We start from the raw sequence: 25,791 nt of genomic DNA on the forward strand, positions 1-25,791 counted from the left end.
TTGAAGACTTTGAGCAGGATGGCCCTAAGATTCTTATCATTTTAGACAATGCAAGTATTCATAAAAAGGCAGAGATTCTAGAGAAGATAGCGAAGGAGATGCCCAACATTGTTTTAGAATTTCTGCCACCCTACAGTCCGGACTATAATTTAATCGAGTTAGTTTGGCACTCTGCAAAGGAATTCATTGCCAATCGTCTATTTGAGTCGATTGAGGATCTAGAAGCGCTTGTTCATAACCTGTTGAACGAAGGGCAGCTTGTCATCAAATGGGATCGCAAGATCAAAAACAAAGGAAACACAATCAATGCAATTTAAATGCATATCAGCTTAGGCATTCTGTGAGCTATAGAGATAACTCGTGATCTAGTTTTCTAGGAGGAAAATCAACGCATGGATATACGTCTCAATCAGATTAAAACACTTGATTGATTGCCATGCAGATTGTAGTTCTTGAACTTAACTAGCTTGCTAAGACAGGTTGAATCTTTTTGTTTAGGGTATCGGTATCAAAGGGTTTAACGACATAGTTGTTGACACCTGCTTCCTTAGCCGCTAATACTTTCTCAGTGCTAGAGTCTGGCATCACCATAATGAAAGGAATGCCGCTGAGGCTGCTATCCCCTCGCACTTCTCTCAAAAGTTGTAGGCCCGTCATAGGCTCCATCGCCCAAGCGGCAATGATGAGTCCAAAAGTACTTCCTCGCAGCTTTTGAAGTGCGGTAGTCCCGCTGGATACCTCTTCAACATCGGCATAGCCAATTCTCGTGAGCAATGCCTTGGTCATCCGACGTGCGGTGGCAGATTCATCAACAACTAGAACTTTCATTGGGTTTCGGTCTTATAAAGGCGTGTACGCTACGGACTTCCACTTGAAGTAGCAGAAGTTACATAAGCCCTATACGTATGAATCCAGACGTACTCCGGATAGTTTTGTCCAGTTCAGCAAGATTTGTAACTGCAACCCGTATAGCCCCCTAATCCCCCTAGAGCAGCCTCAGCGCCTTGACCTGCTTCTCAAGCTGGTTGAGCTTGCGGTTCATCTTCTCCACCGAGGCGGGTTCGGTTTTGTCGAGGTAGGCGGCGATGGCTTCGCGCACCAGTTCACTCTGGCATTTCCCGGTGGACTCTCCAATTTGGTCGAGTTGGTCTACATAGGACTGGGGCACTCGACCCGCGACGAGGGCTAGACGCATCCTGATAACTCCGTAAACTCGGTTAACCCAGTCATGGCGACACCTCTTGTATTCCCAGGTTGGTTAATGGAGTTAACAGGGTTAACTCAGGTGATGGTGACAATTCAGCCATTTGGCCCTGTCAACAGCGAGGGGTCATTCTCAATAGTGGGGGTAGTTTTTGGGGCAGTAGGGTGTAAGGCTTGAGAAAACGTGGTTTTAGAGTTCTTATTTCAGCAGAATAGGAACTATAGATTTCGTCGAGGGTGGGTCATGCCGAAGGTGAGCCGTCGGGGGCAGGCGGAGGTGCTGAGCCAAGACCAGTTGGCGCAACTCTGGGCGGAGCTCGATTATCCCCACACCCTCATTACTCGGTTGGCCTACTACACGGGGAGCCGCATCAGTGAAGTGTGTTCTCTTCGGGCTGAAGATATCCGGGCCGGACAGATGGTGATTCATCAGTCCAAGACGGAGCGCACCAAGACCGTGGTGATGGTGTCGCCGTTGGAAAGGGCCATCGGTCAGGTGGCGTTGCCCAAGGTGGGCTATCTCTTTCCTGCCGCCTCCTGGACGAAAGCTACGGTGAAGCAGTACCGTATCCAGCGCCAGGACGGCAGTTATCGTTTCGAGCAGGTGGGGGAGCGGCCACCCCGGCCCCACATTAGCCCCCGTGCGGTGGATAAGGCGTTGCGGAAAACCTGTGACCTGCTGGGGTTTGAGGGGGTCAGTACCCATACCTTTCGGCGGTCGCTGGCCACCCATCTCTATGATGCGGGGGTGCCCCTGCGGCAGATTATGGCGATTACGGGCCATGCCAGTTTGGCGTCGTTGACCAGCTATCTGAATCTGGAACAGCGGGCGGCTGGGGATGCGTTGTTGTTGTTTTTTGGGGGGGTAGCAGGGGCGATGCTTGACTGCCTTCGAGGAGAAGAAGGTTAGCGTGATTGGGCGATTGTAGAGGTGAATGGTTGCGTTGGCAACGGCATTGTGTTGGTGAGTGCTGGGAGAGAATGCACACCCTGTCCCTGTTCGGTCTCTTAGCTCTCTTCCGCTCGACCTATATAGTTGTTCTTCATAAGAATGAGACAGGCTAGACCCTGAAAGTCTACTAGAGTCAGGCTTTTAGGGTCTCAGCCTTAATTGGAATGACTATACAATTCACAAGGCTCTAAGTCATAGTATCTCATCTTCTATAGACTTAAAGGTATTAGATGTTTAGAGTATAAACAGTTTTTCGGTGAAGCCTATTGTGGCCTTATAGTTTCTGCGTTGCTATACGGAACCCGATGCTAAAGGTTGCAATTTGGAATTTTAAGGGGGGCACTAGCAAGAGTACGACCGCTCAGAATGTAGGGGCCGAGCTCGCGCAAGCTAAGCTGAAAACGGTAGCCATCGACCTTGATGGTCAGAGAACGTTATCCTTCACCCTCGCCATGGATGGAGCTGAGCCTAACATTCTGGCATGGCTAAACGATGGGGCGGAACCACTACCCACCAGCATTAATCGATTGGCTCTCGTCCCTGGTGCTATCGAGATGTTTAACTTCTCATCAGATAAAGACTTAATCGGCCAATCACTTAAACGTCTAATACCTTATGATGTGATCCTGATGGACTGCCCGCCAAGCTTAGGGTATGCCAGCGTTCAAGCTGTCCTCAATGCGGATCGAGTGCTCATGCCAACCTTGTCAGAACCTGCGGCCCTGAAGGGATTATCGGAGGCCATCAATCTCATTCGGGCAGAGAGCCCAGAGATCCCCATTGATGTGTTGCGATGTCGATACCGTCAACGGTTGGTGCTGAGCCGTGAAGCTGACGATATTTTGATCGAGGGCAGCCACGACCTAGGGTTTAACCTGTTGCACACGACGATTCCGGAGAATATTGTGATCGCCGAGTCGGTAGCAGCCCAGGTGCCCGTCAGAACATACGACGCGAAGTCGATTGGAGCGAAAGCCTACCAGTCCCTTACGAAAGAGTTGATGAAAGCCTGGGGGTTGAAATAATGGCAGACCGTAAACGGATGGGTGGCATGAAGCTGGGTCAGTTTGGTGGGGTAAACAATCAGGCGGCTCCAGAAGGAGACCTAAAACCAAGCCCTTTACTAGACAAGCCTGATACTGGACTTGAGACCGCTGCCAAAGCACCCCAAGCCCAAACCCGAAGACGATCCAAGGAAGCCCTCTCGACACTCAATATCAAAGTGCCTCGCAGTCAGCAGCGTTGGCTTCAGGATACCGCCCAACAGGTAAGAGACAACAATACAGAAGCTGTGCCCCCCGACCAACGAGTCTATCCCCAGCACTTAATTCAAGCGGCCATCGCATTGCTACAGGCTCAAGATCTAGACTGGCGGGCGGTTCACAACATGGATGAGCTGAAAAAGACCCTAAATCTATAAAGGTCTAATAGGTTTATAAACAACAGGACGTTTTCCCGCAACTGCACCTGGTCTAGTTCATGACATTGTTCCATCATTCCCCCTTAGAGACTTGGTCATAGCAGCGGAAACATTCTGGTCGTTCGCAAGCCGACCAGACGAGACGGTTCCCTGTAGGGTTTAATCTGGGCCAGTGGCCGCCTGAGTCAGTCCAGGCCGAGTTGGCCACTAGCACCCCTGCGGCCTCTTCCCGCTGCTCAAGCTCAGCCCCTTCGCCCGTCCGACCCTCAGGAGTTCCCGCGATGAATACCCCCAGCCATCTGATCCTGAACCTAGCCCTGTTGCGGCGACCGGATCAGGGGGGCTATACCTGGCCGATTTTGCTAGGGGCGATGGCCCCCGATGCCGCCCTCTTTGTGTTCTATGGCTGGGCCAAGTGGGTACAACAACTCCCCGAAAGCGTGATCTGGCGGGAAGCCTACTACAGCCAACCCTGGCAGGATATCTTTGCGATGGGTAACTCGATTCCCCTGGCGCTGTTGGGCCTTGCCGTCAGTGTTGCCTTGAAGCAAACGGCCTGGGGGCTATTCTTTGCCAGCATGGTGTTGCATCACCTCTGTGATTTGCCCCTGCACCACGATGATGCCCACCGCCATTTTGTCCCGTTGAGCGACGTGCGGTTTACCAGCCCCGTCTCCTACTGGGACCGCAAGCATTACGGCACCCTAGGGGCGTTGATTGAGTTGTGCCTGGTGCTGGCCAGCAGTGCATTTTTGCTGTCGAATGTGTCGTCGATCTGGGGCAAAGGGCTCTTGATTGTCACGAACAGCCTGATGATCGTCGTCTATGGTCTGGCCTATCTGCGTCCGCTCTGGTCTTAGCATTCTGGATCCGTACCCGAATCTGGCCTTGCCTATCATCGGGAGTTTTTGGCCTTCCCGGCTTAGTTTTAGCAGCGGAAAAATTTTGGTCGTTAAGACAGCGGCCCAGGTGTGCGTAGCTCTCGAAGCTTCAGAGGCTTACCAATCTGGTCTTGATTGAAGTGATGCCTGCCGTAGATATTGATGTGGGCATATCGGGTCGGCCAAATCTGCTTCAATACGTCATCGCCTGGAAACTGGCCCTCTTGCTTGAGCTGCTGAACCACCTGCTCAATGTAGACCGTATTCCAAACCACTACCACATTGGTGACCAGGTTCAGGCAGCCGACTTGATTGTGGAGTTGTTCATCCTGCTGTTCTCGCACTTCGCCCTGATTGGCGTACCACAAATGGGTTCTGAGGCTGTGTAACGCCTCGCCCTTGTTCAGTTGGCGATTGAGCCGACGGCGATGGGCTTCATCGGCATACCAGCGCAGAATATGAATGGTTTTGATGAGTCGGCCATACTCCTGCAGGGCTCGCGTCAGCGGATGTTGGCGTGGAAAAGCCTGTAATTTCTGAATCATCAGTGATGCTGTCACCCAGCCTTGCTTGAGGGAGCTTGCTAGCCGCAGCATGTCATCCCACTGCTGATGAATGCGCTGCACCTGAATCGTATTGAGGAGATGGTGCTTGAGATTGGAGTAGGGTTCTAAGTTGATGGCTTTCGTCCGATAGAGCTGCTGGTCAGCCAGATCCCGGATCCGGGGCGAAAAGCGCAGTCCGAGTAAGTCAAACAGGGCAAAGACCAATTCGGTATACCCGGCGGTATCTGTGGTGTGTTCTAGGATAGTCAGCTCGGTCTCGTTATTGAGAATCTCATCGAGGACATAGGTGGCATCCCTAGCGGTCGTGGGAATCACTTTTGAGCCATATTGAGAGAACTGGTCTCCTGTCCAGCTATAAAAGGCCACCCCCTTGCCATAGCCAAAGTAACGCGGCATCGTCCGTCCTTGACGGACAGAGCCTTTGACCGGAAACCGCTGCCCGTCTGATGAAGACAGCATTCCCCCACCCCAAAGCTGGCTCAGGGGCTGGCGGTAGTGATAATTGATGAGTGCTGTATTGGCTTCCCGCAGGGTGTCATCGCGAAGGTACCAGCTATTGCACCAGTTCAAGTGAGCGTAAGACAATTTTGCCGAAGTCGCCATCTGCTTAAGCTTGAGGTTGCAGGCTTGGGCTAACAGACACCCATAGAGATGAACCAGCAAGGGGTTATCCCGTTGAGAAGCCCCACTCAGGTGTTCGAGGGCATCGGAGAAATGCGTCCAGCTATCCACTTCAATCAAGAGGTCGGTAATATCGAGCTGAGGTAACCGACTGGCAATCGTGTTCGCCAGTTGGGTAAGTTCAGGAGACCGCTCATCGGCCTCAATGGGAGAGAGAACCAGGGTTTTCTTCTCTTCCCGTAAATCGCCATTGGGATCATTCAGTAACTCATTAACCACCCCAATCAACTGGAGGAGTTCAGCCTCCCGTTCGACCAGACGAGGCTCGGCCTCTAGGGGAGTTCCCAGCAGGGCAACGGCTTGGTCACGCTGCAGTGCCCATTCTTCCTTGGGGATAAAGTAGCTTTCCAGTTCACTGAAACGACGGCTGTGAGGGAGATAAACCGCCCCCGAACGCAGCGACTGTCGGAGGACCCACAAGGCCGCCAGTTCATAGTACCGACGGTCGATGCCCTCGGGCTGAACCACATAGGAGCGCCATGACTCGGGAACAAAGTCCGTTGGGGCATCCTCGGGCACCTTGCGGCGTTGCCCGGTATGAATCTCATGCACCAACTGGAGGGCTTTCAAGAGACCCTGGTCGTCCTCCCTTGCCTGAAATTGCAGCGTCGCAAGAAAGCGACTGGAGAAATGACGGACTCGGTTATACGCTTTGCCAAAGTAATCGACATAGGCGTCGTGCTCAGGACGAATGAGTTGTTTGGTTTCGCTCAGGGCTGTTTGTAATTGAGCCTGACTGATGGATTCAAAGGCCTTCTTCCGCACGGTACCATCGTCTACCTCGGCATCGAGCAGGATTTGCCCAAGGTCATACAGGGTTTGCAGCTTTTCATTAATCGTTTGAGTCGCCTGGAGTCGCTCTTGCTCAAAGGTGCGTTTCGCGTCTCGGTAGAGTCGCCAGATTCGCTGGTCAACCATGTCAATCAGGTCGTCGGTGAAGTAGTAGAGCGACTGTTTGAGAAAGGCCAGCAGGATGGGATAACGCTTGGTTTCATTCGCCCGTTGCAAGTATTGATTCGTGGCACGGGCACCCAGCTTAGCGAGATGATGGATGCGATTAGGAGGCAGGGCATTCAAATCCCAGCGTTCTACCTGGTGCTGATGCAGAAAGGTAATTTTGTCGAGGGTTTCGAGGATTTGTTTGGGGTTATCGCCCGTAGGAGTCCGCTGGAGCCAGGATAGACGCGTTCGGCCCAGGTCGTCATTGATGACTAACAGCTGATCTAGAAAGGTACAGCGGTCTTGAGTGAGAAGAGACTGCAAGGCTTGATGGCAAAAGCGTTGAGCTTGATGTCGGGCTTTCGAGACTAGGTGGGCCAACCGGGTCGTGCCAGGACGCACAATCTGTTTCTGCTTGAGGCATTCGCACGCCAGAGTGAATAGCAAGGTGGGCTTGTCGTGTTCCAAGGCCCGCTGCATCAGCCAGGTTTCGAGGTCCGCCAAGTCAGCCGAAGTCGCCCGACGATAACCTGCCAAAGTTTGAATGTGACGCTGGTGTTGGCGCTGGGTGCTGCCCCGCCTGCCATAGAAGGCTAGTAGTTCTGGCGCTACCGCTAACTGAGCGGCAACGTACTGAACCACCGATAGCGGTAGCTCTGGAAGATTCGCCGGGAAAAAGCCCAGGTACCGCAGGCAGCTCAGTTGGAGCGCAAAACCGAGTCGGTTGTAGTCATGGCGAAGGTCGCGGATGGCGTCATGATCTGCAGGGGTTAACCAAAAGAATCGGTTTAAATCCTCAGCGCTGATGTCGTCTGGACACCGATTTAGCTGCTCATGCTCCGCTTGGGTTAAGAATTGAACCGGCATCACACAAGGCTACCCAACTGTCCCATTATGGTATGTAAATGGGACAGTTGCAGCTCAAAACTGCCTCAAAACATTGAGTTCTCCACATCGGGGGCTACCATGCCAACGACTGAAAATGGGACAGTTCCCCCTCTACCTGTCTCAAGTACTCAAAAGCGGCCCCGTGAGTACCTCACGCCCAAAGAGGTGGATCAACTGAGGACGGTCGCCAAAACCTACAGTCGCTACGGTCACCGGGATGCCACGATGATCCTCTTGGCCTATCGACACGGGCTACGGGTCTCTGAACTGTGTGCGTTGCGATGGAGTCAGGTTGATCTGGAGGCTGGCTTCCTGCATGTGAAACGGTTGAAGCGGGGCATTCCTAGTGTGCATCCCTTACATGCTCCCGAACTACGGGCCTTGCGGAAGTTACAGCGGGAGTCTCAAGCGTCTCCCTATCTGTTTGTGACCGAACGGGGTAGCCCCATGACAGCGGCGGGGTTTCGGAAGCTGTTGAGTCGTCTTGGCAAACGTGCAGATTTTCCCTTCCCTGTTCATCCTCATATGCTGCGACATAGCTGTGGTTACAAGCTGGTGAATGATGGACACGACACGCGTTCTATTCAGCACTATCTAGGCCACCGAAATATTCAGCACACGGTGCGTTACACGGAACTATCTCCAAACTGTTTTCACGACTTCTGGCAAGACTGAGGGTTGGCTCTGCTGCCCCTAAGGACTCATGGGTTTGCCTTGCAGCCTTAGCGACCAAAATTTTTCCACTGCTAAAACTAAGCCTTCCCTGTCTCGCCAGTCTTAAATCGAGATATGGTCACGACAAATCAAGGGTTTTGGCCTGTCTAAGATGAGATTGGCCCTGGGCGGCTGACCAAGCGACCGGAAACCTAAGCAAATCAACGATTTCTACTCGACAAAATGTTAATTCTGTCTAGTAGGCTGGGGGGAGCGATGCCAGGAGGGGCGATGGCCGACGGGCAAGCCAAGGTTTTGAGCCACGATGAGATTGAGCGCTTATTTGGAGCGATGGGGTCGCCACGGGATAGGGCGTTGTTTGGCCTCCTGCTCTACTGCGGGCTGCGGGTGAGTGAAGCGCTGGCCCTACGACCGGAGGACATTCAGGGGGAGGTGCTGCGGCTTCCGGCTAAGGCGACCAAGGGCAAGCTGGCCACCCGGCAAATCGACATTCACCCCAAGCTGGCTCAGATCCTGAGCGAGTACGACTACGGCGGGCAGGCGTACCTGTTCCCCGGTCGGCATGGCCGGGGCAGGCTGGCCCGGTCGTCGGCGAATTGGCTGCTCGATCAGGCGGTGGCCTATGCCGGACTGGCAGGGCTGGGCATCAGCACTCACTCATTTCGGCGCACGGCCCTGACCCAGATGAGTAATGCGGGGGTGCCTTTGCGGGTGATTCAGGAAATCAGCGGCCACCGGAGCTTGGCCAGTTTGCAGCGGTATTTAGAGGTCAGTCCAGACCAGCGGCGGGCGGCAATTCTGGCTCTGGATTACTAGATGGTGAGGTAGTGAAGCGGCTAAGAATACTGGCTCCTGAGCAGGCCATGGAGCAGGTCTCGGCTAAGTACCAGGATTAGATGGAGACGTTAGGACGACGGGGTCTGAGGGGATAGGACTGGGGATGCTGCTGGAGCCTGCTTGGCTTGGCGATAAAACAGAAACTCTGCAAAGGTCTGCACCTCATCTAGTAGTTCCTCTGGCATGTCATCTAGCAGGCGGAATAGGTCTACCTTGGTGTCTCTGCGGCGGCTCAATAAAGCCATTTGCTGAGGATAGACCACCTCCACGCCCAAGGTTTCGCGGAAGGCTCCTTCTTCTTGGGCCTCGGCCCTGCATAGGCCATCAGGATCTTGGAGTTTGACCCAATCGCCAAACAACTCGACGAGGAATGCCTGACCCGGATCCAAGACCTCGACAATGGTGCCCACGGTGCCAGCGGGGGCTGTCTCGGTGGGGGTTAGCGCATTGCTCATGTCCCCAGATAGCGGGATGGCTTCCCGCAACTGCACTTGGTCTAGTTCATGAAATTGCTCCATCATTCCCCCTTAGCGCGTTCTGGAACGGCGGTGACAAATCGGGCAACGGTTTCCCCATGGCGAACCATCCATCCCGTTTTAACCCACCATGCGGTATTCCTGGGGCCGCGAATGAGGCTGACGGCTTGATAGCGTTCACCATACTGATCTTGCCGCTTAAATTCTAAATCCGTCACGGATAGGCTCCCTAAAATGGCAGACCGAATCGCATCGGGCGATTGAAACCCCAGAACCTCCCGCCAAAATTTTTGCTTATCGCCCCCTTGCCCAGGCTCAGTATCCCGTGTGAATAGGTAAATCGCTTTCTCGATGGGGAATACCAACGCGGTTGGATAGGGCATGGTCGTTAGTGTCCATTGGGGTATTCCTGAGTTCGGTCAAGATTTACTCATTTTAATCAGCTTAATAGTCCCAAAAGGAGGCTAGATAGTCGAATACATCATCGGGGACGGGGCCACTGGCATTGGGCATGGGAAAGATTTCAGCAGGGCCACTTTTGCCTCCATATCTCACGGCAAGGACTTGACCTTCATAGGTAGAAGAATCTGAACCGAGGGTATCACTTGTTATTGAGCCTTCGGAAATTTCAATGATGTCTAAATCTTGGCCAAACTCTTGCCGAAATTCTTCTAGGCCCATTTTGCGGGCTTTGAGTTCATTGAGGTAGGCAACCGTTTCCTCTGGCATACTGACAAGATTTTCATCATCATTGTCAAGAAATGCCGGGGGCTGTATTCGACCCGAACTTTTAGTATTGAATGGTTTTGGTTGCTTTTGAGATTTGAGCAATTCACCAAACCCGGTTGATTTGTTTCGTTTTTTAGCCATAGGGATGTTCCTTGATTTTAATTAAAACCTATTCGCCACGGATAATTTTGAGGTCGTTGGAGGTGAGGCCGTAGAGGTGGGCAACCCGGTCATCAATCTCAGCTTCCCACTGAGCAACGCCCTGGCCTTTGGCATCAAGGCACTTTTGGACAAGGGCAGAGATAGCGGCTTTGTCAGCATCAGAGGCTGGGGGAATGGGAATCTGTTCGACATATATAGTCTTGAAACGCATAAAGTCACCCCGAACTTTTGGACATATTTGACCAAAGAAAAAATTTGTGATGCTGGAATTTAGAACACCTAAAACATACAATTCATTCGAGGGTATTAACGACAAGGTGCAATCTAAATATGATGTATCCAAACTGAAAGAGAAATTACACTCAATTGCAATGTCTGGATAGATTATTTTTGGCTGCTCAAACTTTTTCCAATAGCTTATCGCGTAAGGAATTTGAAACCATTCATCTCCGTCTCTAATCACATTTAGTCTTGCTTCTAATGATTTTTTGTATTTTCCTAAATGCTGCTTTATCGCAGGATAGTTATTGATAGCCGTTCCTTTACGAGTAAAAATAAGCCACACATTTTTATCCTCCGTACTCCATCGTTTTACATTTTTCCCACGAATAAAAGGTTTTATTAATTCTTTAGATGACTGATGCTCGGAGATTAATTTTTGGCGCATAGATGAATCAATAATAAATGCCTCATTTAATCCAGTGACAATGCCACGATAGATTTTCTCTCCAAGATATTTTTTGAGTGGTGTTCCCTTAGCTCTAAGTTTTGCCAGTATATTGAATATTGCCGGGGATTCCAGTTGCCATCCATCTTTGCTGAGGTAGGTTTGGGCTAAGTCAAATTTGTTATCTTCAAAGACTGCAACAAATTCCTTGACCGGACGGTCAGTTTCCCAGTTCATAGCGGCAATGGCGTTGCCGTTGGGGCGGATCTGCTGGGTAACAATGATGCTAGGGTACGCAATGGCGGTAAAGACCGGGGCATCGCCAAAGTCGATCAGCGTTTGAATGCGGGTCTTTTGCGACAGTAGGTTTCGCAGCTTTTCGCCATAGTTGGCCCGAAAGTATTTGTTCGAGCAGATGTAGGTGAGCACACCGCCTGGTTTCAGCAGTTGCAGCGCCCGTTCAAAGAAATAGACATAGAGATCCGCGACCCCCGTATAGCACTCATAAAGCGGTTTGAGTTGGGGCTTAATGGCCGTAATCTGCTCTTGCCGCACATAAGGCGGATTGCCAATCACAATGTCAAAACCATCTTCGATGCCAAACATCCAGTGGGGGTCAAAGAAATCGGCCTTAGCATTTTGGTTATAGGGATCCCAATTGGCTAGGGTATCAGCAATGGCCGCAGAAAGCCCAACTTCCTTCAGTAGGGTGCTGATATCTTGACGCAATTCCTTATCTAGGTTGCGATATTTTTTCTTAGTGGCAGGCGTTCTGGCACTAAAATTCTTGTGGCGTACCTGTTGTAATTCTTTTTCTTTTTCAATTACTGAATCCGGTCGCAAGCTCTGTTGTTTGTCAATTTGAAACAAGCTATTGGCCGCTACAAATTGGGTTTCTAGGTTGGGTAATGCCTTGATTCCGCGATTAGACTTAGTATCATCTGGGGTTTGTTCTACAATCAACGAAATAAAGAATCTTAGCTTAGCAATTTGCACCGCTACAGGCTGAATATCTACCCCATAAATGCAGTTTTCAATCAAAAATAACTTGCGTGGATAGTCCATATCCGCATTGGCAAATTCTGCCTCAATGGCCGCTAGGCGTTCCTGAAGTTGCTCGATGGCGGCTTTTCTAGCCTGGGCATAACTAATTTTTTGTGCCTGCTGAATATCCTCCTGCATCGGACGGATTGCCTGTTCTAGTTGCTCCTCCTTCCACAGCGCATTATTAGGATCTAGCTTGCCCAGAATCAACACCAACTTTTGCAGCATCCCCATCGGAAATGCCCCCGACCCCACCGCCGGATCTAGCACCTTCAGACCATTAATGGCCTTAATTAACGTCTCCGTCTCTGGAGTTCTCTCCCCAAACGGATTTCCCGACTGCCGATAATCCACCAGCCGCCGCAACTTTTCTCTCAAAGTAGGACAGACATCCTGCCTACTCCCCAGCTTTTCCAGGCTGGAAGCCTGGGCTACTGTGGGGGATTGTAGGGCCGTCTCAAAATGGGCTACCAGCGCCTCATCGACCATATAATCGACGATTTCGCGAGGGGTATAGAACGATCCGGTTTGTTTGCGGGCGGTGGTTTGGGTTTCGAGGTTGTAGGCCGCTAGCAAGTTCTCAAACACCTTGCCCAGCAGTTCTGGATCGAGGGCAATTTCTTCTTCAACAGGTGTATTTTCGGTAATGGTAAACTTGTATCGGTTAAAAATTTCTAACAGTCCTCGCACCTTATAGCTGCGCTGCTTAATGCCGTAAATTTGATTCAGGTCAACATCGGGTTCATGCTCATCGGCAAAAAATAATTCATTGGGCACTATCGCCGCCAAGCGAGGATTATCGGAAAAACCGTCGATTCGCAGTTTATTTTCAGCTTTATCTAGGCACTCAAACAAACCACCGTTAAGAAACGGCACCTGATTAAACTTCTCTACCACAGGCGCGGCATCTTTGAAATAATCTTCGTAGCGCCATAGGTTTGCAATACCGTAGTTTTGATCGCGCCCATCTTCCTGTTTTGACCTGTTGCGAAACTTGCGGTTTACCTTTTTACTAGGCCAATTCATTTCTTGATTTAGGGTAGCAAAAAATAGGTTTTGCAAAATGGCACGATAATAGGTGCTGTCATCTTTTTTGAGAGATTTTAACCAATCTTTCAGCTTCTTAGAATTAAAAAGATCATCACTAACTAATCCCTTTTCCTTAAGAAACCAGACAAAAATGAGACGAGTAATCAGGCGAATGGTGTTAATCTCGTTGCGGGATTGGGGATCCATCTCTGGTGGGCCAGGAAATTGAACGTGCTGCACTGCCCAAAAATACCAGTTCGCCACTTCTTGAAAGAATCGCTTATTCAGTTCCGAGCTATCTAGGGTTTTCTGCCATGCTTGGTGCAGTTCCTCAAAGCTGGTGAACCCCTGCACTCGGTACAGCTCATCGCTAGCCAGATCCGCCAAAATCTCCAGATGTGCCCGGTGGGTCTGGGCGATGTTGATGTCCTTAATCAACGTCACCTTTTCCAGCACATCCCGATCAGAGTAGCGCTTGTCGAGCCGCCGATTGATCACCGACAGCGTAATCGTCTGCCCATGCTGAAAAATCACCATCGCGGGCATCAAAAACAGCTTGTTGACCTCACGGGTGATATTGGAAAGCTCTGTGCGGGTATAGGGGGTTGCCCGGTCTTTCAGACGAATGGCAAAGAACAGGTACGACTGCCACGCCGCCGCCGAGGTATCCACCGCACGGCTCCGTACCAGCGGCCACTGTCCCCCAATGGCTAGATCGTCCCCCGCAAGCTGAAATAGAAAATCCACCGACTGCCACTGATGCGTCAGGGCACGGTCATCATTGAACTGAAGGTGATCCGGCCCATTGTCAAAGTTTTCCTTGAAGGTGGCGACGGTGTTCGGCTCCAGGTCGATCTGTTTGTCACTGCGGTAGCCCAACTGCCCCAACAGGGCCAGCGCATTGTCCTTCAGGCTGCCCCGCTGAAAGCCGTGGAGGATCGACTGTAGTTCTTCAAGAAAGGTGACCGTTGCCATAACCGTACTCTGCTGCTAGTGTCTCTACGTATTCGGTGCTAAAAGCACGAGCCAAGTAATCAGCTCAAAATCGTCTAAGTCCTGGGGCTGCTCGCTTTTGCCGACCAGTAAGCCCCCCCGGCCCATCTGGAGCTGCTTGATATTACGGCGCTGAAAGGTTTGCTGAATGGACTTCACTACTTTCTCAAGCAGCGGCACATAGGCCGACATATCAGCTCCCTGCTGGGTTTGCCGATCAAACAACCGACAGAAATCTTCGTAGGGGGTGGTGCGTCCAGCACAGAGTTCTCGGTAAATATCCAAGATTTGCTTGGGCTGGGTAAAGCGGTAGCGCACCTCGCCGTCACTGCGGATGTAGACCAAAAAGTAGGGCTGAAGCGGATTCACCGTCTCGCTAGCCTTGGCCTCCGACTTTTGGCGCAGGCAAAAGATGATGCCCGGTTCTACCACCTTGCGGTAAGCCGATTCCGCTGAAACCTCCGGCGGCACAACCGCATATAGCCCCAGGGGAGCCTCCCGCAGGGCATCGCGGTTGCCCTCCAGGTACTTACTCAGGTCAATGCGGAAGTCATCCAGGGTGAAGTCGGTAAAGTCCACACTTTCATTCAAATCCTCCAGATCCAGCACTTCTTCTTGCAGCCGCAGCAGTTGACGATCACGGTACTTCAAATCCCCTTCAATGGCCCTTGTCAGGTCTTCTTCCAGCAGATTATCCTCGCCAGTGGCGGTGACATCCACCAAGGCCATGCGGGCCTCCACGCGGTTTTTCAGGTTAATGTACTGATTCAAGTCTTCCGTCGGCCAGAAATTCACCATCTGCACCGCTGAGTTGCGGCTGCCAATCCGGTCAATCCGCCCAAAGCGCTGAATGATGCGCACCGGATTCCAGTGAATGTCATAGTTCACCAGATAGTCGCAATCCTGGAGGTTCTGACCCTCTGAAATACAGTCCGTGGCAATGAGCAAGTCGATTTCCGCGTCCTGGGGCATCGACTCCATCTGTCTCCGCTTCTTGGCTCGCGGCGAGAAGTTAGTCAGCAGGTGATTAAACTCGTTGCGGCCCAAGGTGGTTCGGTTCGGCCCGCTGCCCGTCACCAAAGCGGAATGGATACCCAACTCCGAAGCCCATGCCTGGAGGTTGTCGTACAGATACATGGCCGTATCCGCAAACGCCGTAAAGACCAGCACCTTGCGGTTGGGTTCCCCATCCTGGTTTGTCGTAGGATTCGTCACCTTTTGGTGAATCAGCGCCTTCAGCTCCGCTAGCTTGGCATCGCGATCAGGGGTCACATCCTTGGCCGAGATGGCCAGCAAATTGAGCTGGGCCTTGTCGGCCCGCAAGTCCTTCAGCCACTCATCGAGATGTAAGTGAGCCAGATTGAAGGCTAAACGCTTGCCAACCTGCATGGCATCGCGAAGGTCGTCATCCTCCAGGTCGTCCATATTGAGTTCCGCCAAGTCGAGGTCGGGGTTCTTGGCTTTCCTCTGCTGGAACGCTTCAATTTTATCTTCCAACTCCTCAATTTTCTGGACGGTGCGCTCCATCGTCAGGCGAAAGGCATGGACAGAACTTTCTAATCGTTTCAGGAAGTTCACCCGCATCATGCCAATCAAGTAATGCTCCCGGTCGCTCTGGCGAAAGTTGCCATCCCCAGGACTGTCGTAGCTATCGCGGTAGGCGGCTTGCACATAGGCGGTGGGATTGAACAACGCGAGCTTGTACTCAGAGATTTCATGATTTAGCCGCTCATAGCCTAAAAACCGATGCTCCAGATCCACATCAGGAAACCGTGAAATCGGCTTCAACCGTTCTGGGAAGCCCCCCAGCTCATCAATGGTGGCCCGGTAATAGGTCTGGATGTGGCGACGGGAGCGGGCAATGGTCAACTCGTCCAGCAGCTTAAAGAAGGCCGAACTCAGGCTTTCTAGCAGGTCATTGGAATGGCGTTCACCCTTCTGTGACCACTGGGAAAACGTTCGCTGCGCGGCTCCTAGCATGTCTTTGAGGCTGTGAATGCCCAGGGAATCCGCAAAGGTGTAATCGCTACCCTCCGTGAGGAAATAGAGCTGGTTACGCAGGTCGGTCAGGTCGTTGTTGACCGGGGTGGCCGACAGCAGCAGCACTTTCGTTTTGGGGCCACTGCGAATCACGGCATCCATCAGGCGTTCATACCGACTCTGGCGAATGATATTGCCCTCCTCATCCCGCTTGCCCTTGGTGTTGTTGCGGAAGTTGTGGGATTCGTCAATGACCACCAGGTCAAAGTTAGACCAGTTGAAGGTTTCCAGATTGATGTCACCAGAGTAGCCCCCCTCGCGGCTCAAGTCCGTGTGGGAAAGGACGGTGTAGGAGAAGCGATCATCCACAAAGGGATTGAGGGTGCTGTTATTGACGGCTTGGTAGACCGTCCAATTCTCCCGTAGCTTCTTCGGGCAGAGAACCAGCACCTTGTCATTGCGAATCTCAAAGTATTTGATGATGGCTAGGGCTTCATAGGTTTTTCCTAGTCCCACGCTGTCGGCAATCACACAGCCGTTGTAGGTCAGGATTTTCTTGATCGCTCCTTTCACCCCGTCCTTCTGGAACTCAAACAGGGTCTTCCAAATTTCCGTATCGAGGAGATTCTGCTCAGTCTTGCGATCCGCCTCCTCCTGCGACGCTAGCCCCGACTCAAACAGGTGAAATAGCGTCTTGTAATAGATGAACTCCGGCGAATGATCCTGGTAGAGCTTTTCCAGGTACTCAATGACATCAGCTTTGACATCTTCAACCAAATCTAGGTCAGTCCACAGCTCGTCAAACCACCGCCGCAGATCTGCCAGGTCACGCTTATCTGTAACCTCCAGGTTCAGCTCAATGTTGCTGTTCTGGGGTGAGAGCCCCAACCCCCTCACCGTAAAGTTGGAGCTGCCCAAAATCGCATCAGTACCACCGTTTTGAGCAACGTGATACAGCTTGCCGTGCAAAAAGTTGGTCTTCCTGACCGAGCGGATCTGCACATTGTCCTGGCGCATCCAATCCGCACAGGCCCGCGCCTCCGCCCGCTGCTGCAACCGCTCCATCGAGAGTGCCAAGCCATCATCTTCAATGTGAAAGGCTTTCTTCTCTGTCTTTTCGGGGTCGAGCGATTTGATAAACCGGGGCTCACCAAACAGGAACCGTAAGCCCTGCGCACCTAAGAGCTGATCTTGGAGCGCTGCAAACGCATAAATCGTGAAGTAAGCCGACACGATGGATAAATCCGCACCCGGTTGGATTTTCTCTTTGAGAAACTGTCCGACACTACCCCGTGCTTCAGAGTTGTCGCGAATGCCAGAGACAGAGGTGGAAAGGCTCGTTTGTTGCATATTGGCAGTGTTACTGGATAGCGCAATCGATCATCAGACTTGACTCTTTAGCTCATACACCCGCTGCCACTCTGCCGCCGTCACCTTGAAGTTGGTGGCGTTGGGCTGGCGCAATACCGTCAACGACTTCAGCACCGGGTCTTGCTTCAGGTCGCTGCGCAGTAAGGGCCGATCCAGCAGCTTGTCCGTAAACCGTAGGGTCGCCGATATCTCTTGTTTACCCAGGCGTGACTTATCCAGCCAGTAACCGATATCGGGCGGCTCCGGCATCGGCTTAGGGGTGTCGATGATCTCTGCAATGGCATAAATCCCGGCCCCTGGCCCCGCCATCCAAATCAGCACCCCATCACCGGGCTGCATCTCCTTGGCATAGCGCGTGACCAACCAGGGCATTTGGGTGAAGTCTCGAATGCCGTCCAGGATGCGGTAATACTTTGGGTTTCCTTGAAAAAGCCAATAGGCCATGGGCGCGTCATCCCTAAAACATCCCCGCAGTAACACAGCGCACTGGGGGGTGCATCACTCTCTTTGATTTACAGGAACAACGACCAACCGGAGCGACCAACTCACATCACTTAGGAATGCTTCAAACTCAGCAGCATTCAAAGATAGGGAGGTTCACTTCACCTAGATTACCTATCCGTCTGCCAGAATCACGCGGACACCCTAAATCTTTAACTTTTGCGCAATGCAACGCAATGGAAGCCATACGCAGCCCCAGCGGATTGAAGCTAGGTAGATCGATTATTTGGGCCTGCAATAGCCAGGTGGCCAGCACCAAAACCCGGCCCTGGCGGCACCGGAGCCGGGGTTAGGGGGCAACGGGGATGGATAGAGGCCAGGGTTACAGAGCCTCTATTACTTTGTCCGTATCTGCGCTGGTGTGTCTCCAGACAAACTGAAGCATAGCGTCAGGGTCTAGCGCCTGACTTTGATACTCTAAGGGGGACTGACGGTTTGCTACGGCAGCTTCAACTTTGGGCTCCGCATCAGGATACAGAACAAAAATAGAGGGTAAAACAGCGTCCCGGCAGCGGGCCTGGGCATCCCACCGTGTCTCTAAAGAGTTTTGCGCCCGTGCAATCTCACACTGCCACCAGTCAGCCGCAGCCTGGTGCCCGTCCATCGCACGGCTGAGGTTCTGGGCAAACTCAGAATCAGAATCTTTGGCTAGATACTGATCAACTTCTGTTCTTGCCAGGACTATGGCTTGGCGATAATTCACCATATTTGTGCCAACGCTTACAGCAGAATCGACTGCCTGCAACGCTTCAACAGCAGCCTCAGCGGCCTCCTGATTTTTACCTCCAGAGCAGCCTACAGCCAGCAACACCAAAATGAGAGAGAGAAAAGAGAAAGATTTAGCCATAGAGAAAGGTTGAATTCTTTACTCAGGGTTCCCTGTTTCCTGTTTGTTCTCACTTTGGATCTGAAAAATCAGGGCATCAAACAGGGCCGGGTTCTCCCGCCGTAGGGCCAGCGCTTGGGGGAGCCAGGTGGCCAGCTCGGCCTTGCATTCCTCAAGCTGCTGGGCCTGCAATAGCCAGGTGGCCAGCAGCCTGACGATTTTGTTCCGCTTGCAGTACAGGCCATGTCGCAGGTTATTCATAGAGCTGATCAGCTTGCCTTCCTCACTGGTCGGCCCGGTGCTCCGAGTCCAGGGCTTCGTTTCCAAGCACCGCTGCCGCTGCGCTTCCCGCTGTTCAGCCGTCCAGGTTCTTGCCATCCTGCCTATCCTCCTGCCCCTGCACCGGCTCCGGGCCGGGTTCCGAGTGGGTTTGTAACTCGTAATCAATCTCGGCCTGCTCCTGGGCCTCCTGGTGTCGCCTGAGCTTGCCCCCGCCATCCTGGTACAGCCGCAGCACCTGGCCGGATACTTGTTCCAGATCGGCCTGGGTGGGGTGCGGGGGTGCGTCGGCCAGATTGCAGAATGGATGATCGCGCAACCCCCGCCTGGGCCTGCCGGGAGGGAGCCGGGGGTTCCTTCTCCGACCAGCAGGGTGAGACCGGGAGGGTGGGGCCAGCATGGCTTGTTGGAGCTGCTGGAGCTGCTGCTGGAAGATTGCCCCCAACTCAGGCCCGTCCTGGGGGGGGACAGGTTCCGGTACCGGTTGGGCCGCTAGGGCGGCGCGGGCACGGGCAGCATAGCGATATAAACCAGCCATCAGCTCCCCTCCCGATCAGCCAAAGCTAGTTGGGCTAAGAGCGCCTTTGGATCAGCCTGCAAAGCTTCGTACAACTCCTGTGCCCCCATGGCCTCCAGTCGATCTCCGGTACTCGCTTCTGGTTCCGGCGCGGGGGGGATCGGCGATGGTGCCGGTGGGGGGGACTGGTAATCACGGATCTCTGTGTAAAACCGGGCGGCATCCCGGTACGAGGCAATCGTGTTCTGTAAAATCAGTTCTATATCGTCCATGACTCAGACTCCTGTAGTAATCAAAACTGCTTTTAAGCTCTGGCTCCGGGTCTGCTGCCAGAGGACAGGGTTCAACCGGCCATTGACTATCTCGTACCCGGCAACCTCGTCCATCGCCCACGCCTGGGCGGCCAGGGAAAACGGCTCCAGTGCTGTTTCAGCCCAGTCCTGGACAGCCAGCAACTCCGACTCGTCGCAGAATCGGTAGGCTCGGCGCACCAGATACGTGATCAGCAGCAGCGCCTCCCGGCTGGTGGGAAACTGCTCTAGCCACTGGTTGATGTCGTCATTGTTTTCGCCGGATTCCACCCAGCCGAACAGGGTTGCCGGGGCAATGCTGCTGCTCATGCCACACCCCCAACCGGCTCCGGCACTGGGGGCAGGCCGGAGAGGATCAAATCACTGAGCACCTTGCCCCTGGATTCCTGAGTGAGCTGGCACTGGAAATCCAGGCGGGCCAGGGCATCGGGGTGAAACGTGATTCCGATTGAGCCAGTGATTCCCTGGCCCCTGCGTTTGTGGCGGTACGGTAATTTGCGTAGGCCCTCCATGGCTACCAGGTGTAGCGGGTGCAGGCGTCCATAGAGGCATCCAGCCGGAGCTGGCACCCCCATTCTATCCCTATCTCTCAGGTATGGCGCATTCCCGCACCCGGACGCACTCTAGGAGGATCGTGAGGCGCGGATTGGCACCCCGCCGGATGGCATAAGCCAAGTAGTGGTAACTGTAGTCAGGCAGGCCCAGAGCCTCGCACCAGTGGCCCAGGGGCCGGTTCTGGCCCCATAGGGTGATACGGGGGCTGCGGCGCGTGTTGCGGGCCTGCTGGTGGGGCAAGGCCCACCTACAGTTACCCGGTTCGTAGTGGCCATCATTGTCCAGGCGATCAAGCGAGTGGTAGACGGTTGGGCGCAGGCCCATATCGCGCAGGAAGGTGCGGAAACCGGTGGAGTATCGATCCCGAATCCGCCATTCAGGGCAAACCTCGATACCCCTTGCCCCGTAGGCCGGGTAGCCGGAACTGATCGGGTTATGGCAGCGGTGGATCATGCTGCGCCAAATCTGCCGTTCTGGAAGTTCGGACATGGCTACACCTCCACCCGCTGGGTTGCGACCGGATTCCGGCTGGACTGGGCCGCATAAATCCGCTTCTTAACCGCCCGCATCTCGGCCAGCACCGCCTGACGGGCCAGTTCCGCTTCCTCTATCAAGGCCATATGCTCCGGGCTGTCGTAATCGGGCTGGGTGGCGGCCCAGGCCAGGTAGTTTCGATAGGATTCAGCATCCACCATCATTGAGAGCGTCGTGTACCGGGGCTGGGGGAAACGCCGAGACAGCTCAAAGGGATCTTCGCCAATTCTCAGATTCTCATCCCGCACCAGCCCCCTGGCCCGCCCGATCAACCAGTCCAGGTAGCGCTTCGCGCCTCTCAGATCCAGCTCCGCCACCAACCCACCGGCTCCGGGCCAGTCAGGGCTGGTTTGTTCCGTTTCCCATCCAAAAAATTCGTGGAATTCCGCAATGCTGGCCAGTGCCCGGTTCCGGCCACGAATGTCGGGGTGGGACTGGAATTCTTCTGGATTGGCCAGCCAGTGCCGGATACGGGAGATAAAATGCCCCATCTCGGATTTTTGGATCTGGTGTGCGCTGATAGCAGCCTTGGTTTCATCCAGAGCCAGAGCCAGGATGGCCGGTTCGGTGCCCAAAAATTGATTCTTAATCCCTAGCGCCTCCCCAAACTTCTGCTCAGCCTGGGCCAGTATCCGGGCCTGGGCCGTCTCATCGTGCGACTGACGCGGCGCAAAACGCGACGGCGCGGCGGAACTGTAAGTCTCCGATCCTCGATCTGCTGTGGTGCCAGTTTGATCTTTCTTGCTAGACAGGGAGGTGGATTCTGTTTCGATCTGGATTACCTGGGCCTGTCCAGTTCCTTGATCAGGTTTAGCTTCCCTTGGCTCACTCTCCAAAAACTCAAAATCAAATTCCCCACCCCCTCCGGATCTGGTGGTGGTTTCTTGTGAATGGTTGTTTTCCTGTGAATAGTTAGTTTCCTGTATAGTCTGCCCATTTTGATCAGACTCGGTAGTTTGAGTCATGTCATTTTGATCAGACTCGGTAGTTTGAGTCATGTCATTTTGATCAGACTCAGTGATGCCAGATTGATCACACTCAGAGTTTGGCCAGTACCCCGCCTTCATCAATTCGGCCTTGGCTAGTTCCCGCAGTTTTGGATAGTTGAGGGTGTATCGAATCGGTTGCCGTCTGTTTGGTCGCCAGGTTTCGACGATGCCCGCATTAACTAAGGCATCAATCGTTCTCCGAAGGGTTCCAATGGGCAGGCCAGTGTACCCACACCACTTTTCCAGGGTGTTATAGACCCATATCTTCCCGTCGTAGATATTTTTGCTGCGCGGCATCCAGTAGTGCAGAGCCGTGAGAAAGCACAGCCCTGTTGGCCCAGCCGCCATGACGACGATGCCATGGGCCAGGACATCCGGCAGGCGCTTGTTCTCCAGCCACTCCCTGGGTATCAAATCCCTGGGTACCGGCCCCGGTTCCTGCCGGTCTGGCCTGTTCCGGTACTGATCCAGGGGGATGGGGGAAGATTGGGGGTTTTGATTTGGCGCTTGATAGCTATAATCGAGTTGCATTGCTTTCTTGATGAGAGTAACAGTGGGCTAACTTGCAGGCGGCCCCTAAAAATCAGAAAAAATGAAGCCCTCTCCGGCTGAGAACCGGAGGGGGCTTTTAACTATGCAGAACTGCACCCGGCCCAGATCTGGCCCCGGTGGCGGTTCGCGATTGAAAGATTAAACGTATCCACGGCAAAGCCTCTTTCGTAGGGTTGCGGGCTTCCGTGAATGATCCATGGCATCCCAGCCAACCTGGCTAGGCATCAACATTCTATCGAGAGCGATAGTTGTTGGATCATTCCCAGAGCGGCCAAGGGGTTGCGGCCAGATCTGGGGTTAGATATAATATTGCTGAATCATTTCTAACCCCGGTTCTCGGTGGTTTAAGCAGACGGCAGCAGCTTCTTGGCGGGAGAGCTGTCGTTTTTGCTGTTTGGGGGTAATCGCGTCACATCGTTTTCACCTCCTTAGTCTTCAAATCGCCAAATTGTAGATCCGCACCCCGATTCCGATCAACCGGCCACCAGGCCCGGTACCGGAGCCGGGTTCGGCTGTGGCTCAAGCTGCCCTGCTCTGGATCAGAGTCTCTACTACCCCCATCAACCGCTCGATATGCCGCCCCTGCATCTGGGCGGTTTCGTGCTGCTGGCGGCTTAGCTCTAGCTGCTGCTGGATCAGGTTTTCGATGCGGCCAAAGCCATTCTCAATCTGAATTTCTAGCCGGGTGATGGACTCACTTAGGCTGGCCACCTGGGCACTGTTGGCTTCGACAGCCTCAGCCGTGCGCTCTAATGACCGGGTAACAATTTCCAACCGGGCCGACATGGCCTCAAGCATGGAAAAGGTTGCATCTGGGTTCGCCATTATTTGCTGCCCTCACTTGCGGTGGCTGCACGTTTACGGGCCTCAAGGGTGACGATAGCCGCTGCCAGGTTGGCAAGGGTTCTCACTTCCTCGTCTGCCCACTTTTCGAGGACATCGTAAACATCATCCTCAATCGAAATTGTTAGCCGCTTAGTCATGCTTACCGCTTGGTTTTGCATGGATTGTATCGCCTCAATAAACGAGTGGCCAAATTTATGTTAATGCCTTATGCACTAATTATATGCTAACTACATAAATTTATGCTATAACCATGTTCAGCAGTGAACGCCCTGTGACCATTGCAAAAACTAGGGGGCGGCTGCTGGGAACGCCTGATTTTGTTCCCTGCCCAGTTTTTTCAACGTTTCTAACCCGTTTCCAACCATGAGTAACCTTTCCCTTTCCGCATATTGCAAAGCCCGAAACCTGCCTAAATCCACCGTTTACAAGGCGTTGAAGGCCGAGGGCTTTGACACCTCCTAGAGCATGACCTACTACAGACTGTTGCCAATGAGGATAAACGGTGCCCAAAAGTAGGGGTGAGCCAAAGAGTCGCTGGATTCACTCGCCTGTAGCGGTTGGCCTGTGGCCGTATCAATCACATCTATTGTGGCCCGTGGCCTCCCCACCGCCGAAAAATCGTCCGTAATCAGTGCGTTCTGAGCCACCTGCAAGGCCTCGGCCTTGCTCATGCCCTGGCCCAGGGCATTGTAAAACGCCCCCATCAACACCTGGGTGCCTTGGTCGCTCACCTGCCACAGCGAGGCCAACACCCCCAGCGCTCCGGCATCCTGAATTTGGTAGCCCAGGCCCAGAATTTCCACGCCGCTGCCCAGTTCCGCACTGCCCACCGCCGTCTCGCAGGCGCTCAGCACTACCAACTCGGCATTGAGGTTCCAGCTTTGGCGAATGTCCTCCAGGGTGACGTGTTCGCCGCTGCCCAGCACCACAAAAGACTGACGCGGGGCATTTTCCACCACCGCGCCGTGGGTAGCGAGGTGAATGATGCTGTAGCTACCCAAACGATTTTCCAACTCCTGACGGCTAAAGCCCTGGTTTAGCAGCACGCGGGTGTTAGGAATCTGTTCGGCCAAGGCTTTGACTTCGGGTTCGGTGAAGGGCAAATCCTCAAAGACAAAGGCCCGATCTCCCACATTCACCGTAAAGCTGCATTCGGCACAGGCCGCTGCCAGCAGTCGTCGCTGGGCCGGGTCGGGCACTTGGTCAAAGTTAGACAGCGAAACCGCTGTGATGTGGCTGAGGCTGAAGCGTTGAGCCAAATACTGGTCGCCATCGTGCAGCGCCGCCAGGGGCACATAGCGCAGGGCACCATCCGGCGCATAGAGCAGGGATTCAATGCCCGCCTGGGCGAGGGCATCCTCCAGGGGGGCCACCAGCCAGCCATAGAGCTGCTGGGCTAGGGGTTGAATGTCGCTGCTGGGGTCTTTTAGCGCTTGGCCAAAGGCCACAATGGCGCGATTTAGCTCGGCCCCACCCACGGCGATGGGATAACGCAGGGGCGGGCTATCGGCGGTCACGAGGACGAGTTCTAGGCGGTCGGGCAGAATCAACGGATAGAGCAGGGCCGTCTTTTGGGGCAGGCGGCGCAGGTTGTTTTGCAACGCGCGGTGCTGGTTTTCGATGGCGAGGTTTTGACCCTCGGTCTCCTGGCGAATTTGGGCCAGCAGTTGCCGCACTTCGGGTAAGTCGAGGAAGGCAACAAATCGGCTTTGCACATCGGCGTTACGCTGGCGCAGATCTTGAAGGCGCTGCTGCTGTTCGGGGCTGAGGCTGTCGTAATCGGCGGCTTGCAGTTGGGTCAGTTCGTCGGCATCGGCGATCACTTGGTTATAGAGAGCCAGCAAGTCAGTTTCCATTTGCCAAAAGGCCACGCCGCCGCTCGTGTCGCTGGTGCTGCGAACACCCCGCAAAGCCTCATCCAGTTCCTGCACCTTCAGCAAATCCAGCACCCGCTGGGCTTCCAGGATGCGGTTTTGTTGCAGCAACAGGTCGGCTAGCAGGCGGTAGCCGTCGGCAACGGTATCGGTGAAAGACTGTTGTAGAGCCGTATCCAATCCGCGAATATCGCCCCGGATGGATTCGTGCACATCAACGGAGGCCTTGAGGAAGACGATGGCCAGTTCGGGCTGGGCTTGGGCGTTGAGAAGTCGGCCAAGGTTGCTAAGGGTGAGGCCCGCTTCAGCCCGATTACCCAGGGCACTAAAAATAGACAGCGCCTGACTGTAGAAGTCAATGGCGCGTTCATCTTGACCGAGAGAGGCGTAAGCAGGGCCCAAACTGGCCAGCGCGCGGCCTTCCCCTTGGCGATCCCCGATCTCGCGGTAAATCGCTAGACTTTGCTCATGGAAGTCAATGGCGCGTTCATATTGACCGAGAGAGGCGTAAGCA

24 protein-coding genes are annotated in these 25,791 nt (G+C 53.6%); 7 read left to right on the forward strand and 17 right to left on the reverse strand.

Going from position 1 to position 25,791, the window contains the following annotated elements:
• A partial coding sequence (locus H6G62_RS19330; RefSeq protein ID WP_190492062.1) for a transposase occupies positions 1–317 on the forward strand: 317 nt, incomplete at its 5' end.
• A gap of 145 nt (positions 318–462) precedes the next feature.
• On the opposite strand, the gene H6G62_RS19335 is transcribed toward H6G62_RS19330, so the two are convergent.
• Together H6G62_RS19335 and H6G62_RS19340 are read right to left on the reverse strand one after the other, a co-directional pair.
• Positions 463–828 (reverse strand): response regulator, encoded by a 366-nt coding sequence (locus H6G62_RS19335; protein WP_190498166.1) that lies wholly within the window; start codon positions 826–828, stop codon positions 463–465.
• 157 nt (positions 829–985) lie between these two features.
• A complete protein-coding gene (locus tag H6G62_RS19340) occupies positions 986–1,195 on the reverse strand; it encodes a ribbon-helix-helix protein, CopG family (RefSeq protein WP_190498168.1) in 210 nt (69 codons plus the stop codon).
• A gap of 252 nt (positions 1,196–1,447) precedes the next feature.
• Here H6G62_RS19340 and H6G62_RS19345 point away from each other — a divergent pair, with 252 nt between their 5' ends.
• The 4 genes from H6G62_RS19345 (at position 1,448) to H6G62_RS19360 (ending at position 4,435) form a co-directional block, all read left to right on the forward strand.
• Positions 1,448–2,113: a tyrosine-type recombinase/integrase gene (locus H6G62_RS19345; protein ID WP_190498171.1), complete on the forward strand. Its 666-nt coding sequence runs from the start codon at positions 1,448–1,450 to the stop codon at positions 2,111–2,113.
• 347 nt (positions 2,114–2,460) lie between these two features.
• Positions 2,461–3,180, forward strand: coding sequence for a ParA family protein (locus tag H6G62_RS19350; protein ID WP_190498173.1), 720 nt, complete (start codon positions 2,461–2,463; stop codon positions 3,178–3,180).
• Positions 3,180–3,575 carry a hypothetical protein gene (locus H6G62_RS19355; protein WP_199325123.1) on the forward strand — a complete coding sequence of 132 codons (396 nt, stop codon included), beginning with the start codon at positions 3,180–3,182 and terminating at the stop codon, positions 3,573–3,575. Before H6G62_RS19350 ends, H6G62_RS19355 begins: the two co-directional genes overlap by 1 nt.
• Before the next feature lie 281 nt (positions 3,576–3,856).
• Positions 3,857–4,435 (forward strand): hypothetical protein, encoded by a 579-nt coding sequence (locus H6G62_RS19360; RefSeq protein WP_190498175.1) that lies wholly within the window; start codon positions 3,857–3,859, stop codon positions 4,433–4,435.
• A 92-nt stretch (positions 4,436–4,527) separates the two neighbouring features.
• On the opposite strand, the gene H6G62_RS19365 is transcribed toward H6G62_RS19360, so the two are convergent.
• Entirely contained in the window at positions 4,528–7,509 is a 2,982-nt protein-coding gene (locus H6G62_RS19365) for a Tn3 family transposase (RefSeq protein WP_190498177.1), read from the reverse strand.
• 99 nt (positions 7,510–7,608) lie between these two features.
• Between H6G62_RS19365 and H6G62_RS19370 the strand changes: the two genes are divergently transcribed.
• Entirely contained in the window at positions 7,609–8,205 is a 597-nt protein-coding gene (locus H6G62_RS19370) for a tyrosine-type recombinase/integrase (protein ID WP_190498179.1), read from the forward strand.
• A gap of 270 nt (positions 8,206–8,475) precedes the next feature.
• Positions 8,476–9,021 carry a site-specific integrase gene (locus H6G62_RS19375; RefSeq protein WP_190498182.1) on the forward strand — a complete coding sequence of 182 codons (546 nt, stop codon included), beginning with the start codon at positions 8,476–8,478 and terminating at the stop codon, positions 9,019–9,021.
• Between the two features lie 89 nt (positions 9,022–9,110).
• Here the strand turns inward: H6G62_RS19375 and H6G62_RS19380 are convergent, their stop codons facing one another.
• From H6G62_RS19380 to H6G62_RS19445, 14 genes are all read right to left on the reverse strand, one after another.
• Positions 9,111–9,563, reverse strand: a complete 453-nt coding sequence (locus H6G62_RS19380; RefSeq protein ID WP_190498184.1) for a hypothetical protein — start codon at positions 9,561–9,563, stop codon at positions 9,111–9,113.
• Positions 9,560–9,901 (reverse strand): DUF6883 domain-containing protein, encoded by a 342-nt coding sequence (locus tag H6G62_RS19385; RefSeq protein ID WP_190498186.1) that lies wholly within the window; start codon positions 9,899–9,901, stop codon positions 9,560–9,562. Before H6G62_RS19385 ends, H6G62_RS19380 begins: the two co-directional genes overlap by 4 nt.
• 61 nt (positions 9,902–9,962) lie before the next feature.
• Entirely contained in the window at positions 9,963–10,388 is a 426-nt protein-coding gene (locus H6G62_RS19390) for a hypothetical protein (protein WP_190498188.1), read from the reverse strand.
• Positions 10,389–10,416: 28 nt separating this feature from the next.
• A complete protein-coding gene (locus H6G62_RS19395; RefSeq protein ID WP_190498190.1) occupies positions 10,417–14,124 on the reverse strand; it encodes a TaqI-like C-terminal specificity domain-containing protein in 3,708 nt (1,235 codons plus the stop codon).
• 24 nt (positions 14,125–14,148) lie between these two features.
• Positions 14,149–17,472: a helicase-related protein gene (locus H6G62_RS19400; RefSeq protein ID WP_190498192.1), complete on the reverse strand. Its 3,324-nt coding sequence runs from the start codon at positions 17,470–17,472 to the stop codon at positions 14,149–14,151.
• 33 nt (positions 17,473–17,505) lie between these two features.
• Positions 17,506–17,937: an EVE domain-containing protein gene (locus tag H6G62_RS19405; protein WP_190498194.1), complete on the reverse strand. Its 432-nt coding sequence runs from the start codon at positions 17,935–17,937 to the stop codon at positions 17,506–17,508.
• A 379-nt stretch (positions 17,938–18,316) separates the two neighbouring features.
• The gene (locus H6G62_RS19410; protein WP_190498196.1) at positions 18,317–18,841 is read right to left on the reverse strand and encodes a hypothetical protein; all 525 of its coding nucleotides are present in this window, start codon (positions 18,839–18,841) and stop codon (positions 18,317–18,319) included.
• Positions 18,842–18,859: 18 nt separating this feature from the next.
• Positions 18,860–19,198 carry a hypothetical protein gene (locus tag H6G62_RS19415; RefSeq protein WP_190498197.1) on the reverse strand — a complete coding sequence of 113 codons (339 nt, stop codon included), beginning with the start codon at positions 19,196–19,198 and terminating at the stop codon, positions 18,860–18,862.
• The gene (locus H6G62_RS19420; RefSeq protein ID WP_190498199.1) at positions 19,176–19,637 is read right to left on the reverse strand and encodes a hypothetical protein; all 462 of its coding nucleotides are present in this window, start codon (positions 19,635–19,637) and stop codon (positions 19,176–19,178) included. Before H6G62_RS19420 ends, H6G62_RS19415 begins: the two co-directional genes overlap by 23 nt.
• 254 nt (positions 19,638–19,891) lie before the next feature.
• Positions 19,892–20,236, reverse strand: coding sequence for a hypothetical protein (locus H6G62_RS19425; RefSeq protein ID WP_190498201.1), 345 nt, complete (start codon positions 20,234–20,236; stop codon positions 19,892–19,894).
• Positions 20,237–20,973: 737 nt separating this feature from the next.
• On the reverse strand, positions 20,974–22,536 hold the full coding sequence (locus tag H6G62_RS19430) for a hypothetical protein (protein ID WP_190498202.1): 1,563 nt from the start codon (positions 22,534–22,536) through the stop codon (positions 20,974–20,976).
• Positions 22,537–23,076: 540 nt separating this feature from the next.
• Positions 23,077–23,382: a hypothetical protein gene (locus tag H6G62_RS19435; protein ID WP_190498204.1), complete on the reverse strand. Its 306-nt coding sequence runs from the start codon at positions 23,380–23,382 to the stop codon at positions 23,077–23,079.
• Complete coding sequence (locus H6G62_RS19440; RefSeq protein ID WP_190498206.1) at positions 23,382–23,540, reverse strand: hypothetical protein; 159 nt, start codon at positions 23,538–23,540, stop codon at positions 23,382–23,384. Before H6G62_RS19440 ends, H6G62_RS19435 begins: the two co-directional genes overlap by 1 nt.
• Before the next feature lie 336 nt (positions 23,541–23,876).
• A partial coding sequence (locus tag H6G62_RS19445) for a CHAT domain-containing protein (protein ID WP_190498208.1) occupies positions 23,877–25,791 on the reverse strand: 1,915 nt, incomplete at its 5' end.

It is taken from the genome of Phormidium sp. FACHB-1136, from assembly GCF_014697375.1.
Lineage (GTDB): Bacteria > Cyanobacteriota > Cyanobacteriia > Phormidesmidales > Phormidesmidaceae > Nodosilinea.